Consider the following 14,439-nt stretch of genomic DNA (forward strand, 5'->3'; position numbering starts at 1 on the left):
ATTAATGTTTTTACAACTGAAAGCCTCGTCCTCGTCCTTTATGGCGGGAATGGAGTGTTTATTAGGTTTTAGTGCTTGCACTATAGCTGGATGGTGGAGTGTTACAACCAAGCCCTCAGATAGGCGGGCTCTGTTCACCCCGACTGCCCCCAGATGACTTAAACCCTGAATAGATGCAGGGAACAGTAAGCCACCCTCTCAGGGCGGAGAGGAGGTCAGTCTGTCTACCAGCCATCAGGGTTTAATGCTTAATACTTATATATCTAATATCGGAGGTCACCTAGGATGACATATATTCATCCACCCAGGTACGGGCCTGAATGGGGTAGTGGTGGAGTATTTGGGTTAACCTACTACAAGGGGGTATTATATTATACGTTGTCAATGGAAGGAGAAGCCCGCTTCATCCGTGACGATATAGAGGAGATATACAGGTTTCAGTATCTCGGGCCTGGCCCGGCTTCAGGAGGTGATACCTATAATGCCGTGGATGTAGTCGACGATGAGATATTTTTCGGTGGCTGGGTCCACAACCCCGCTGTATTCAAGGGCAAGATGAATGCCTCAGGTGAGATAGACTTCAGGAACAAGTATAGTCATGTCCACTCCTATAACATCAATGAGAGAAGTATCAGGCTACTCTGGAGCGAGAGCATACATGATGAGTACAAGTGGGCCGGTGAGATATCCCAGATAATATATGATCCAGTGAACGATAGACTACTCCTGGGCAGGGCCGATGGACACGTAAACCTAGGCTTGTACTCCCTGCCACGTAAAGGCGGGAAGCTGGAAAGAATCAGCGATGTACCCGGGTTAAAGGGCTCGCTTTTCCTCGACTACGCATGCTTCGACATGCAGCCCAACTGGATGATGGGCATCGATGGTGTCCAATGTGTGGATTTATCAAGCGGTAGGCTCATCAAATACACAGTGGAATCCTGGAGCAAAATATCGGTTGACGGAGGAGGCGTGGAGATACGTGGAAGCGGGTACGCGTTAAGCGCTTACACGAGGTACTACCACTTCTTCCGTGGTGGAGTACTAGTGGGAAACCCGGTGGAACCCTGGATTGATGAGCCCAGGTTCATAAGGCTCTTCGACTTCGGTAAGAACCCTTATGCACCGCATAGAAGCAACGCGCTACCGGTTGCAGGGGGGATTCTGGCACCATTCAACGCTTACACTCATGGCTTCCTCCACGGCTACAGGGAGAGCGATCAGGCCCTTGTCAAATACTATAATACGGTAGTAGGCCCCTCTGTACTGGTGTATATAGCGCCTCCCCAGGCAAGGATAGTGATGACTCTCGGAGCCAGGGTGACTAGCATGACTAAGAAGGGAGGAGAGATTATAATAGGGTACTCGACAACACCTAACCTCGGAGGTAAAGACGCTGCACCAGTTGACGCGGGTTTCAAGGGGCTAACTATAGTCAGTGAGGATGAATTATTGAGTAGTCAGCCCCCATCCATAGTATTCAGGGTATATGGGTGGATGGTTGGAGACGGCTTCTTCGGTGGCATACCCTTAACAGGATACAGGGATCCTTATCTAGTGGTTTACACGAGTAAGCCGAATAAGCTGTTAATTAAACACTATGATGCGGGATTACCCCCTGAGCTCATAGAGGAGATCAGTGTGGAGTTGAAGGAGGGAAGAAACAGAGTTGATTTAAAGGGGTACTGGGGGATAGTATCATTCAAGCTGGAGAACAGCGATCAAGGGGCAAGGATATACATAGTCCTTAACTAGTGGTTATCAGTCTTTTTTCTAACCCTTAGAACACCATTCTCCAGCATCTCCTCTACAATTACCTCCTCACCTGGCGCAATATACTCGTTTGATACAGCCCTCCAGTACTCTCCCTCGACCATCACAAAGCCTATGGATCCAGGCTTTAACTCGTCAATTGCCCTGCCTTTCTTACTAACCGGGAGAAACTCCACGGGTTTCTTACGCCTCACCTTAGCCACCTTATATATAACGATGCCGAATACCCCGCCTAAAAACAGGGAGATCACTAATATATATAGCCTTAAGACAGTAATATATTCACCACTCGGCGAGACTCCTGTGGGAACATAGACCGGTAGCAGTGCGAATCCCAGCGTCAACAATATTATCCCGCTTACACCAACCACGCCGAACCCGGGTATAACGAAGAGCTCTAGAGCTAGCAGTAATGCTCCAAGCATTATGAGGAAGGCTGAAACCATGTTAGCGCTGAACCCGGTGCCGACGAGGCCTAGGAGCAGCATCCCTATTGTCAACGGGAGTATGGCAAGCTTGCCTGAGACAAGAGCGAAGATCGTGGCGAGCATTCCTATCGTGGTAAGTATATTCGCTATATATGAGTTTGAGAGAATGGATATCATGCGAGACCTTATACTACAGGAGAAAGTCTTCATCATTCCCCTATCTATGTTTAACACGTACTCAGTGTCGCCGATTCTCACATGCGCCCCATTCAATGTGGTGAGTAGTTCATCGAAGTTCTCCACCTCTAGATCAGCCACCCTGCTAGCAATAGCGAGGGAGGAGTTGATGGTTAATGCATGGGTTACGAATTCCTCGATTATGGTTTGATTCCTATTACTCCTGCTCGCATAGGTCTTAGCCTTCTCTATTATCGGGTTAAGTATCTTGGGTTCATTGATGAACTGTATCTGACCTGTTAATGGATCAACCATCACGGGCTGCATATCGCCTATGGTTGAATACCTCTGTAGGGCAATAATATTAGCCGGCAGTATTATCAGTGTGGCAGCGCTTAAAGCCTTGGTCTCCACGTAGGCTACAGTAGGCGTCTTAGAGTATAATACTGCATCACCTATTGTGAAGCCAGCGTCCAGGAGGCCGCCATACGAGTTTACACGGTAGATCAAGAGTGAGCCGGTGGACTCGGCCTCCCTTAAGGCATCCATAAAGCACTCAGCTATACCAGTGTCTATGGTGTCGAAGGGCGGGGTTATATCGAGTACTATGGCTTGATTTATAGTCCTTGTGTATGCTTGGCTATTATCACCACTGATGGAGATGACTTGAATGAGTAGTGCCACTACGATGACTAGTGCAAAAAATAGCAATGGGTTTCTAACCAACCCAAGTACACCTATCCTAGCTAGTTTTTTCCTTCTCTTTTAGAGCCTTATATACTCCAATCATAGAGCCCGTTGGTGAAGCCGAGGACTCGGTTACAACGACAAGGGCCTTCTCCCTAGCTATCTCTATTAGGGTCTGCAGCTCCCTCAGCCTTAAAGCTACCGGGTGCTCCTCATACATCTTCGCTGCCTCACCCAGTATCTGGGATGCCTGCCTCTCACCCTCCGCCTCTATGACCCTTGCCCTCCTCCATCTCTCTGCCTCGGCCTGCTTAGCCATAGCCCTCATTAACTCCTCTGGTAGTTCAACAGACTTCAACGTCACAGCCGTGATCTTTATACCCCAGGGCATCGTCAGCTCATCCAGTATACTGGATATCTTCTTGTTTAACTCATCTCTTTTCTGGAGTAGTTCGTCCAGCTCCGATTGCCCTAGTACATCCCTTAGAACGGTTTGTCCCAGCTGGCTCACTGAGTAATGGTAGTTAGCTACCTTTGTAACCGCTGCCACAGGGTCTATGACCCTATAGTATATTACAGCATCAACCTTCACGCTGACATTATCCTTGGTTATTATCTCCTGTTTAGGTACATCAACTGTTATGATTCTCAAGTCTACTTTTAGAAGCTGGTCGATGAAGGGTATGATAAATACTATCCCCGGCCCCTTGGCACCCACTAGTCTACCAAGCCTGAAGACGACTGCTCTCTCATACTCCCTTATTATCCTTATTGCCGATGAGAGAAGCGGCACACCGATGAATAGTATTATGAGTAGTAAGAGTATTAAGGTAAATAATTCCATTATTACACCTCTATAGTAATAGTTAGTATTCAACTTCTTAATAAACCTACATTGTGTCTATATAGATGGTCTTCACAGCCTACTGGTTTTGATGAATTATCGATGATGTGTGTTATTTTATGTCGTACCCTATTTATCATTAAGTGTAGCATGCTGACTGGTGGTTGATATGGGTTCGACAGACATGCTTACAGGTTTAATATATTTAAGCACAAGCATCTTAATGTGGTCGATTACACCGAGCCTGATAGCTATGGATAAGGCTAGGTATAATAGTTTCACGGCCAACGGGTTAAGGGCGCTACTGGCGGGATTGATAATGCTTCCCTTTACAGCTAGAGCGATTTTCATGGATCTATACAGATACCTCGTAGCAGGCGCGGTGATTGGTACAACCGGCATATTGATCGGGGACTCCCTCTACATATTATCGATAAGGAGGCTGGGTCCCGGGTTAGCTGTGATAATCTGCTACACTTACGTGATTACAACCCAGTTACTTAAACAATTAATTGAGCCTGGTGCAGGCATATATGTGATGCTGCTGGCAGCGCTACTGGCTATAGTAGGGGTATATATTACTGTACGTAGACAGGTAACAGTTTTAACCATGAATAAGACGGGGTTGCTGGCTGCATTGATCACTAATATCTCATGGGCTTTGTGGAGCCTACTCTCATGGATCTATATCAGACACATGGGCCTCGATGTGCTGGCCTTAACCACCACTAGGTTGATTATCCCGGGTTTGATATTGCTAGCCTACTCGAGTAGAATATACACATTAAGGGAGCTCTTGACCGAGGCACCCAGAAGGCTTAAGTTCACTATGATTACAGGTGTGACAGGGTATATTATAGGGGGAACGGCATACCTGGAGTCCATGAGATACCTGAATGTAGCACAGGCGACAATAGCGACTTCACTAGTGCCCGTATTAAACCAGTTGATAAGCTCCAAGGTATCAGGGAAAGGAATAATGATGGAGGAGGTAGCTGGAACAATACTGGTTGGTGTATCGATAGCATTGTCAACGCTCTACGGTGGCTAGAGATCCCTCACCCTCTTAACAGCGTAGAAGAACGATGAGAGTCTAAGACATGAGGAGGCAATGAAGACCACCTTCATGTACTCTAAACCCATTGAGGCTATGAAGGAGCCGGTCTTAGACGCTATCGATGCCGACACATTGTTAGCGATGCCGAGCATTGTTAGGAAGTATATCCTGTCATCTATGCCGACCAGGTATAAGTTATAGATGTTGGACATATTATTGAAAAAAGCCCATGAGAAACCAGAGTATATGTTGAAGAGTATTTGTAGAGGCAGGGTCGGTGAGAAAAGATATACGAGTGGGAGGCTTGAAATAGGGAGAACCGCAAGAATCATCACTCTCCTAGGCTTCATCCTGTAATGCATCCTACCCACCACATAGTTGCCTAGTATAGATGCCAATGTGCTTGAGACATTGCCCAGGGATATCCATGTCTCATCACCATGGAATACCTTGATGAGGTAGTAGTTCCAGAGCGCGGATGGAAGGTTAACGGAGAACGTGAGGAGGAGCATGAATGACACATAGCTCCTCGGGGTATAGGCATTCATGACACTCTTGAACTTGGACGCCATTAACCAGGGCCCTATCCTCTGGGGAGGCTTTTTACTCATCTCCCACAGCGATGCTAGGAAGCCTATAGAGATTAATGCAGCTAGCAAGGAGATAGCATAGCATATTCTGTAGGCTAGCTTCACGTTATTAATGGCATGGAAGACGATGATGCTTAAGACGAGACCGATGAGTGCAGCCGTGGTTGTAAACATGTTCACCCTGCTGAATAACCTTATAGACTCATCCCTTGACACGACATCGGCTATAGTATCTGAATAGGCTAGTCCACCGATAGAGCCCGTATACTGTGCCACCCCTATGCTTAGTGGGAATAATGGTTTAACCCCTGCTATATCGGTGAAACCGGAGAGGCTCCAAGATAACAGGTTAAGCGATGTAAACGTCTTCCATATTGTTACCCTCCTATCCCTGTACCTGTAGACCAGTGGGAGACCGGTGAGGTTTCCAAGTGCTATCGCCGAGATATTTATGAAGGTAAGGGATCCAACCTCATCAACCGTGAACCCTAGTGCCCTGATGGCGTATGCCTGGTAGAAGATGGAGGGGAGCGTCACGGCTAGACTGTATAGGATGGAGTGATAGATCCACCTGTTTAACCACTGCCTCCTAGCGTCAATGGTGGTCAAACTAGATCACTCTTCAGCGATTCCTTGGCTAGGTTTCAATAATGGCGTCAGGTATGGTTTCCCTGATTCTCCTGGACAGCTCCTCGACTATGCTTCCCAGCTTTCTGTAGTTCCATATGTGCATCTCCACCACGAACTCTAATCTATCACTCTTCATTGATGCCAGATTAATCGCGGGCTCAGAGACCAGGTCCTCTGCTACAGCCTTGATGGATTTAAGTATCACGTCTCTCACAACTTCAACACTATAGGTGGCTGGAGCTGTGACACGTACCTTGATTGATAAACCAATTGGTGTCGAGCGATTCACCACAATGGTGTTGATTAGCTTCGTGTACGGTATGAACACTCTCTCCATTCCATGTGTCTCACCTATAATTCCCAGGGTATCCATGTCTATGACCCTGAGGAATACACCGTCTATCTCTATCCAGTCGCCTTTCTTAACAATACCCCTCGACCTAACATAGAACTCGGCTCCTAGGTTTCTAAGCACATCTAGGAGCATCGCTATCACTGCCAGCCCTATGATCAATAGTATGATGGAGAAAGCCTGAGTCTCGGGAAACAATATGGCGGCAACGATCACCACCGCTGAACCATATATGACTACTCTGGCGATTTCGAGTATTCTATCAATGTATCTCCTCTCAACCTGCCTGAGCACACCGTATAGTATTTTTTCAAGTATCTTAACAAGTAGCCAGGATGCAAGTAGCACTATTATTGAAGCTATGATCCTCGGTGCCATCATCTCGAGGCCCTTTAGTATAACGTCTATAATGTAGTTCACGTCCATCACCCCATGGTCCTAGGCATAGTGGGGAACTGCTCCGAGTATCTTCTGGCAACATATTCCTCATACTTCGAGAAGATCTTTTCTATAGAGCTAATGTACTCCAGTAGCTCACTGTATTTAGCGATGAGTATCAATGCGTCACCTTGCTCGAGCACGTGATCTTCATTCATCACTATTCGACCGGCTTTATCATACACCATTAGCATGGCTGGCTTCCCCTTTAATTTATCGAGGAAGTCGCCGAGCTTAACACCCAGCACCCCTCTTTTCCACACCCTGTAAACAGCTACGCCAAGGTTAAAAGCATCAATGATCCTCATTGAAACCCATGAATCCATTAGTATTATAGGGAGGATATTACCTACTACGTATTCGTCCAGGCTTATGACGTATTCAGCCCCCTCGCCCCTAGCGAGCTCCATGTTGCCTCGGGTATTCAACACTATGAAAACCAATGGCACCCCCATCTTTCCAAGGATCCTGGTTACAGCTATGCTATCGCTATCTCTATCCAACGCGATGACACCTATATCGCAGGACTCCAGCTCCCTGTACATGTATAATTCCTCTATGCTATTGAACTTGTTGAAGGCGGCCTTAACCTCCCTGGCAACAGCTTCAACCTCCGGATCCATGCTGAACACATGGAGGGCTGTAGGAGTCTTAATATTTCTCAGTAGCTCTAGTGCAAGTCTGCTAAACCTTGCAGTTGTAACTAGTGCTATCCTCACGATCCATCACCCATGTCGCTGACCGGTTGAAGATACCTTACAAGCCTGCTCCTTAGATCAGTTATTATAAGCGGCTCCAGCCAGCCTAGGTCAACTAAATCTACGCATTCATTATTAACTCTTATAGCTTTTCCACTAGTGTTCGTAGCATTAAGCGCGATGAAAGGTTCTATGGACCAGAAGGAATACCTCTTCACGTACTTAGCTAGTGTAACAACTATAGAGTAAGCAGGTGATGCCATCAAGCCAAGTCGTGTGGATTCTCCGCCAAGCTCTCTTGTAATCGATTTAAACCCTGTGAAGAGGCCTTGGCTACCTGAGGGGGCAGACATATATATGATTGCCTCACCCATTAAGATGGAGTCAACAGCATCGACTACACTATCCGGTGTGAAGCATTTGGAGCCAGCGTTGATGAAGACTACAAGCGAGGATGATGCAAGCCTACTACCATCATATAGGGCCGAGCCCCTACTATATAACTCCTCAGGATAGTGAAGCGGTATACTTGAGGCTACACCTGTTCTTTCACCATAGTAAACGATGTATGCATCGAGAACACTAACTCTCCTCCTTAACTTGCTGAGCAATCCAGCGGCTCGTTTAATATCGCTGGATCTCATGGTGTGGAAAACCACGGTTACAACCGTAGCATGATCACGCCTCTTAAACAAGTTGTAGAAATACATGGAAGTGAAACACCCTTAGCTGAAATATACTAGGATCTCTGTGACTTTAAAAATAATGCTTTAAACCGTTTCCCACCTACGCTCTAGGTCTTCGTGGGGTGGTTTATCACGGTTCCTCCCCGGCTCCCTCCCCGTGGCCACCTATGGGTCTCAGAGACACCGTAGATGGACCGAAGGAGAAGAAACAAGTGGGGGAACTCGTGTCCATTATTTCAACCACTTAGGATGCTGTGGATATGGCAGCCACTATCTTGATAACGGAAAAATAAGGATGCTATACCTATCCATCCCGGTTACAACTGAAAGCCTCGTCCTTTAGGGCTGGAGGAGGTCAGTCATAGCTAGGTGCGGGGGGTGGGATTTGAACCCACGCAGGCCTACGCCATCGGGTCCTGAGCCCGACCCCTTTGACCAAGCTCGGGCACCCCCGCACCATTATTTTACTGAAAGGAGTCACGGATTATAAAGGTACCGAGTTGGATCCCTGGCGATCTCCTCAAGCGTCTTCAACGCGTACTCGTAGAGTTGGAGATCAATCAACCCTGCTGAAAATGTTTTCTCTAATTCATCCCTGTCGAGCACGATGGGCTCCCTGCCTGGCGCTACTGCAACATCTACGAGGAGGTCATGGTACTTCACTATGTTGACCGAGAGCTCGGGGGGTGTGTTCACGTTTATATATGAGCCAAGCCATGTGGTATCCCTGTAGTAGTTGTGGACTATATAGGGTTTCCCGGGCTCGACAACCATGTAGTCGAGGTCGCCAGGTTTTCTCTCAACGCCTATTCCATCGTATAAGCCGCTACCCGATATAATACGTTTAATAATCACCCTTACCCCTTCCACACTCCTTTCAATCCTGTGGATCCTGCCTGGTGTTAAATCCAATGCTTCACCAGTTGGCTTAACATGCCTTATATGTATTACCCCGCTTTCAGCCAGCCTGACTAACACGTATTCCCATATACATCTTGAGACTGAATCCCCGCTACATCCATTTACAATACAGTGCTCCATGGCCTCCACTATGTCGCCTAAACCCATGGAGCGTAGTGAGTGATGTCCCCTAATAGTTGGGGTCACGGTACCCCTTATATCATCCAGTATATTCTTCGAGAGACTGGTGAAGCCTATGACACCTACTAGCTCACCCCTGTAAAGCTTTAGAGGGGCATCTGCCTCACTAGCCTTACTCATTACCCTCTTGTACTCGTTTAGCAAGAACTCTATCTCACCGAGTATTTCACTTGGCTCAGCGAACCTCGCGCTACTTCTGAAATGGACCCCTAGATTACCACCCATTAAACGTGACACTGCTAGAGCAGTCAACCTGGCTTTTAAACCTGGATCCCTGATATGCTCGGAGAAAGTTACCTTCTGCATCCCGTGGATTAATGCTACTAGTTTACCCAGTAGCCTAAAGCTCCTCGTCACGCTTATCTTCTCCCCAGGGTATAAAGCCGTCTTCGCAACACCCACTATAACCTTATCACCCGGCTTCTCCCTGCAGGGAGTTAGCTCAGTCTTGAAGTCCCCGGTGTCAACTATACAGGTATCTCCAGTGTTCTTCTCTACTCTAGCAAGGTATATTGAGTGAAGCTCTACCTGTGAGATCGATCTAAAGGTGTATGGAATGGCTGAGACTATGTCGTTGTATATCTCTCTAGCCTCGCTGGGAAACCCTATCACAACTACTCCATCACAATCATCCTTGTCCTTAACCGTGACATCACTCGGGGAATTATCGATGCCTATGTTGAACCTAGACGCTATCTTCTCGCTTGGCTGCACTATTGAATGCCCCTTATCCATTAACAGCTTAGTTAACGCTGTAGCATATATACCCCTGATCCTCACTTTGGCCAAGGCTGCCACCACTGGTTCAACAAACCGGATTAAACACGGGGAGAGACAGTACTACATAGATCCCTGGTAAACATAACATGATTGATGGGGGAGCCAGTGCACGGGATTTATTAAGCTCTCTCTCTTTTCACCGGGTGAATGTAGTCTCTGGGTGCCTTATTGAATACTTCGAGATACTTCCTCAGGACCCTCGGTACAGTTACTGTTCCATCCTCGTTCTGACGGTTCTCAAGTATGGATGTAATAGTCCTCGTGCTCGCTATAGCCGTGCTATTCAATGTATGCACATACTCCTTCACCATCCCTTTCCTACGTACAAGCCTCGTCTTCAACCTGTAGGACTGCCAGTCAGTTGTATTACTGCAGCTGACCATCTCTCTGAAGAGCCCCTGTGCAGGCATCCATGTCTCTAGATCGTATTTCTTAGCGGCTGGGGCGCCTAGGTCGCCGCTGGCTATGTTGACCACCCTGTAGGGGAGTTCGAGCCCCTTGAAGAGATCTTCAGCATTCCCTATCAATTCCTCCATTAATGCCCAGCTCTCTTCGGGCTTGGCATAAACGTATTGCTCGACCTTATGGAACTGGTGAACCCTGAATATACCCTTTAAATCCCTGTTACCGGCTCCAGCCTCCTTCCTGAAGCAGGGGGATACACCCACATACTTCAATGGCAACTCCTCCTCGGGTATCTCCTCGAACGCGTGGAGCGCTGCAAGCGAGTGCTCAGCTGTGGCTATAAGGTAGAGGTCTTCTCCCTCTATCTTGTAGATCGCGTCCTTGAACGTCGCGAGGTCTATAACGCCGGACATTACCTTGTGACGTAACATATAGGGTGGTAAAACTAGTTTATAGCCTTTACTCGTCAAGCTGTCTATAGCGTACATCAGTAACGCAATATCCAGGAAGACTATGTCGTCGAATAAATAGTAGAACCTACTCCCAGCAACCTCCCCGGCTTTAACTGTGTCGCCAAGCCTCAACACGTATTCAAGCATATCAGCGTGTCCAACAGGCTTCCAGTTTACCAGTTCATATTCTACTTTGAAGCCGTATCTCTCGGTCTGCTGCATGAACTGCTCAATATACCCGCTCCACACCTTTGGCTTACCCCAGAACCTAATGGGCACATTATACGTGTCATCGGGGCCCACTGGCACCGTCTCATGGACTATATTCGGTAGCTTCAGCAACGCCTCCTCCCTTAAATCCTCGATCTCCTTCAACTTCTTCTCCAGCTCCTCCATCTGGGATAAAAGCTCTCTCGCCTCGTTTATCCTGGCACTTCTCTCCGGCTCAGGCAGCTTCGAGATATCCCTGCTTATAACGTTATGCCTGTGCCTGAGCTCCTGGACCTGTGATAACAGCCTCCTCCACTCGAGATCCAACTTATATGCCTCGTCAACGAGGCTGGGATCCATGAACCTCTTCTTAACGTGTTCCTTTAATAGCTCGGGGTTATCCCTGAGTAGTGTTAAAATACTCCAAGACACATTAATCCACCATGCCTATTCAACATGATTCAATAATCTTTAAAAATAAAAATGTGTTTTAACAGGCTTGATTAAAAAAGATTCAGCTATTCTCTTGTTTCCTGCTGGCTCCTAGCATATTCCTCCACTATATCGTAGCCGAATCTCTCCTTGAACAATACCCTACCTTTCTCCGTCATCCTGAGGGGTGTCCACGGTGGGTCATACACTATATCTATATCGGCGTCTATGCCAAGCTTCTCCTTCAGTGCATCAATTATCATTAATGGGAGTGTGGAGGCAAGGGGGCAGAACATGGTTGTAAGGGACATTGCTATCTTAACCGTCTTATCGTTGACAACTTGTATATCGTAGATTAACCCTAGGTTGTAGACGTCGATCCCTATCTCAGGGTCTGTTATGGTTTCTAATACCTCGACTATCTTCTTCTTTAACTCCTCACTCACAGGTGTCACCTCTTCTTCTTTTCCCCGCTACTAGAAGGCATTATCTCGCTGAGATACGTTGACATTAATGCCTGGGGAGGCATCTTGGATATCTTGACAGCTATATTATACATTACCTCTACTTCCTCCTCCGTTGCATAATCGAGGGGTATCCCCTTCCGATTATTCCTCTCCCACTCAGCTATTAGCCTCTCCAGTATCCTACTTACATCAGGATTTGAATAGAAGGCTATCTTATAGGCTTGCTCGCTTGATTCATCTATTAGTCTCACTATCCCCTGCTTCATCTTTAATATATTGGACATACACATCTTACTCCAACAAGTCCTCAAACCTTATTGTAGATATTGATAAACCATGTTTAATCTTTTCCAGTGCCCAGCCAAGCCTCTCCATGAGCACGAGTATCGCTGATTGAGGTGGTATAACTCCGACTTCAGTTACTATGGCGTCAATGTACTCGGGAGGCGTGACATCGAATGAGGGGTTCAATACTTTGACGCCTGGATGCTGCTTCAACCACTCTTCGGGGACTATCTCGCTTGGATCACGGAACTCTATTGGCACGAGTTCCCCGACGAGTGTTATAGGTGAGAACTTATATGACTCGGCTACAACGTAGACGCGTACCCTGGCCTCCTTGGCTGCTAAAGCTACCTGGCTTGTACCAATCTTGTTTATCACTGCTCCATTACTTGTAATCGTGTCAGCCCCTATTACCACGTAATCCACATCATTCATAACATACCTCACAGCACTATCAGGTATCTGGACAACAGGTACCCCGTTATTCAGGAGCTGCGTTGTGGTTATCCTGCCCTGGTAGAATGGACGTGTCTCGGTACTGTAGGCCTTCACCACCTTGCCTTGTCTATATGCTTCAGTTATAGTATTCACTGCGACGCTGCTGTGGCAATGTGTAAGTATGATGGAGTTCTCCTTTATCCTCTTAGCACCCATTTCACTTATCTTCTTAACCGCGTTCAGGCTTTCCTCGATGAATCTATTAGCAGCACTCACTATGGCTGAATGGGCCTCGTCGAAGCCGTATTGATCCCTTAGACTGGAAAGAATAAACATGACTGCGTTAGGTAGGCTTACAGCGGTAGGCCTCGTCGATATGAGTATATCGGCGACTCTTCCAATATACTTCTTAAATAGGGATGCATCCCGTGGCCCATTATACTCCTCTGCCGCTATTTTCAAAGCTTCGGCTGCTGCCCGCCCGATCTTACCAGCTCCCCGGATCCTCATCGTCTTTATTCCATCAGCTATCTCAAGGACCTTTGGAGGTATACTAACATCGCTCATTCCAGGTACCTCCTTACCTCCATCGCTATTCTCTCAAGGGGCTTTACAAGAGGTGGAAAGCCTCCGTAGACCTCCCTGATGACTATCGGTATCGCCTGCGGAGCAAATAATCCTTTCTCGGTTGCTATGCCGTCCACATACTCGGCTGGAGTTACATCGTAGAGGGGCGCGAAGGCTCTATAGTTCTCTGGGAGGGTTCTCCTAGTGTTCTCATCCATTAGGAGACGCCAGTCTCCCTCAGGCAACTTAATTAACTCCCCGTATATGGTCTCAATACTAAACTTCAATGTAGGTGCTACAACGAATACCCTTACCCTGGCTTCATGTGCGTCCAGGGCGATAACGCTTGTCCCAATCTTACTCACTACAGCGCCGTTTACAGCAACTGCTTCAGCCCCCAACACCGCCTTATCAATGTTCTTCATGAAGAAGCGGGCAGCTGAGTCAACGATCAAGTAGACCTCGAAGCCCAGTTTCTCCAGGTACTCAGCCATTAACAATCCCTCGAGGCCCGGCCTGGACTCAGTAACATATACCTTTACCTTGACCTTGCTATCGCTTAGGGTCTTGAAGAGTCTTCGAATAGCTAGGCTATTACTATTAGTGATCAACGCATCCCCCTCAACGACTCTTTTAGCCGCCACCTCAGCCGCTCTCATGATGCTCTCCTCGTACCTGGCGGCAATACCATCAATGTAGTCCCGGATCCCGTTAATCCCGTTCTCCAGGAAGTACTCACCGATCATCCTTAAAGCATTGATGGACGCCATCGAGCTAGGCCTCTCATTGATTATATCCTCATAGATCCTTGTAAAGGTTCTTGCAAACGACTTCACATCACTACTCGACTCCTTTAAAGCCGAGGCTATTTGAAATAATAGCTCGGATCCAGTTGCCCTCCGGGTAAACCCATGTCTTTCAAGCTCAGACATTACCCAGCAC

General features: G+C 47.3%; 14 protein-coding genes and 1 tRNA gene. 2 read left to right on the plus strand and 13 right to left on the minus strand.

The genetic code is table 11. The features are described from left to right. The first annotated feature begins 285 nt into the window (after positions 1-285). On the plus strand, positions 286-1,755 hold the full coding sequence (locus SPHMEL_RS03305) for a DUF2139 domain-containing protein (protein ID WP_042667347.1): 1,470 nt from the start codon (positions 286-288) through the stop codon (positions 1,753-1,755). Here the strand turns inward: SPHMEL_RS03305 and SPHMEL_RS03310 are convergent. Together SPHMEL_RS03310 and SPHMEL_RS03315 are read right to left on the minus strand one after the other, a co-directional pair. After that, positions 1,752-3,104 (minus strand): NfeD family protein, encoded by a 1,353-nt coding sequence (locus SPHMEL_RS03310; RefSeq protein WP_042667348.1) that lies wholly within the window; start codon positions 3,102-3,104, stop codon positions 1,752-1,754. The two genes, SPHMEL_RS03305 and SPHMEL_RS03310, sit on opposite strands and share 4 nt — an antisense overlap. A gap of 16 nt (positions 3,105-3,120) precedes the next feature. Next, positions 3,121-3,909 carry a slipin family protein gene (locus tag SPHMEL_RS03315; protein ID WP_042667349.1) on the minus strand — a complete coding sequence of 263 codons (789 nt, stop codon included), beginning with the start codon at positions 3,907-3,909 and terminating at the stop codon, positions 3,121-3,123. A 169-nt stretch (positions 3,910-4,078) separates the two neighbouring features. On the opposite strand from SPHMEL_RS03315, the gene SPHMEL_RS03320 reads away from it, so the two are divergent. Then, positions 4,079-4,960: a DMT family transporter gene (locus SPHMEL_RS03320; protein WP_042667350.1), complete on the plus strand. Its 882-nt coding sequence runs from the start codon at positions 4,079-4,081 to the stop codon at positions 4,958-4,960. On the opposite strand, the gene SPHMEL_RS03325 is transcribed toward SPHMEL_RS03320, so the two are convergent. The 11 genes from SPHMEL_RS03325 to SPHMEL_RS03375 form a co-directional block, all read right to left on the minus strand. Beyond that, positions 4,957-6,165, minus strand: a complete 1,209-nt coding sequence (locus tag SPHMEL_RS03325; protein WP_042667351.1) for an MFS transporter — start codon at positions 6,163-6,165, stop codon at positions 4,957-4,959. The genes SPHMEL_RS03320 and SPHMEL_RS03325 overlap by 4 nt on opposite strands. A 28-nt stretch (positions 6,166-6,193) precedes the next feature. Then, complete coding sequence (locus tag SPHMEL_RS03330) at positions 6,194-6,964, minus strand: mechanosensitive ion channel domain-containing protein (protein ID WP_042667352.1); 771 nt, start codon at positions 6,962-6,964, stop codon at positions 6,194-6,196. Further along, positions 6,964-7,695, minus strand: a complete 732-nt coding sequence (locus SPHMEL_RS03335; protein ID WP_042667353.1) for a potassium channel family protein — start codon at positions 7,693-7,695, stop codon at positions 6,964-6,966. The genes SPHMEL_RS03330 and SPHMEL_RS03335 overlap by 1 nt, the downstream gene beginning before the upstream one ends. After that, positions 7,692-8,384: a hypothetical protein gene (locus SPHMEL_RS03340; protein ID WP_012608121.1), complete on the minus strand. Its 693-nt coding sequence runs from the start codon at positions 8,382-8,384 to the stop codon at positions 7,692-7,694. Before SPHMEL_RS03340 ends, SPHMEL_RS03335 begins: the two co-directional genes overlap by 4 nt. A 346-nt stretch (positions 8,385-8,730) precedes the next feature. Then, positions 8,731-8,815: transfer RNA gene (locus SPHMEL_RS03345), tRNA-Leu, on the minus strand. A gap of 22 nt (positions 8,816-8,837) precedes the next feature. After that, entirely contained in the window at positions 8,838-10,259 is a 1,422-nt protein-coding gene (locus SPHMEL_RS03350; protein ID WP_232216808.1) for a ribonuclease FAU-1 family protein, read from the minus strand. Between the two features lie 101 nt (positions 10,260-10,360). Beyond that, entirely contained in the window at positions 10,361-11,740 is a 1,380-nt protein-coding gene (serS, locus tag SPHMEL_RS03355; RefSeq protein WP_012608124.1) for a serine--tRNA ligase, read from the minus strand. An 86-nt stretch (positions 11,741-11,826) separates the two neighbouring features. Continuing rightward, positions 11,827-12,186, minus strand: coding sequence for a metal-sulfur cluster assembly factor (locus SPHMEL_RS03360; protein WP_042667355.1), 360 nt, complete (start codon positions 12,184-12,186; stop codon positions 11,827-11,829). A 5-nt stretch (positions 12,187-12,191) separates the two neighbouring features. Then, positions 12,192-12,491: a hypothetical protein gene (locus tag SPHMEL_RS03365; RefSeq protein ID WP_042667356.1), complete on the minus strand. Its 300-nt coding sequence runs from the start codon at positions 12,489-12,491 to the stop codon at positions 12,192-12,194. Between the two features lie 7 nt (positions 12,492-12,498). Next, the gene (locus tag SPHMEL_RS03370; RefSeq protein ID WP_042667357.1) at positions 12,499-13,497 is read right to left on the minus strand and encodes a ribose 1,5-bisphosphate isomerase; all 999 of its coding nucleotides are present in this window, start codon (positions 13,495-13,497) and stop codon (positions 12,499-12,501) included. Continuing rightward, positions 13,494-14,429 carry an eIF2B alpha/beta/delta subunit family protein gene (locus tag SPHMEL_RS03375; protein ID WP_042667358.1) on the minus strand — a complete coding sequence of 312 codons (936 nt, stop codon included), beginning with the start codon at positions 14,427-14,429 and terminating at the stop codon, positions 13,494-13,496. Before SPHMEL_RS03375 ends, SPHMEL_RS03370 begins: the two co-directional genes overlap by 4 nt. Positions 14,430-14,439: the final 10 nt, after the last annotated feature.

It is taken from the genome of Desulfurococcus amylolyticus Z-533 (genome assembly GCF_000513855.1).
Taxonomy (GTDB): domain Archaea; phylum Thermoproteota; class Thermoprotei_A; order Sulfolobales; family Desulfurococcaceae; genus Desulfurococcus; species Desulfurococcus amylolyticus.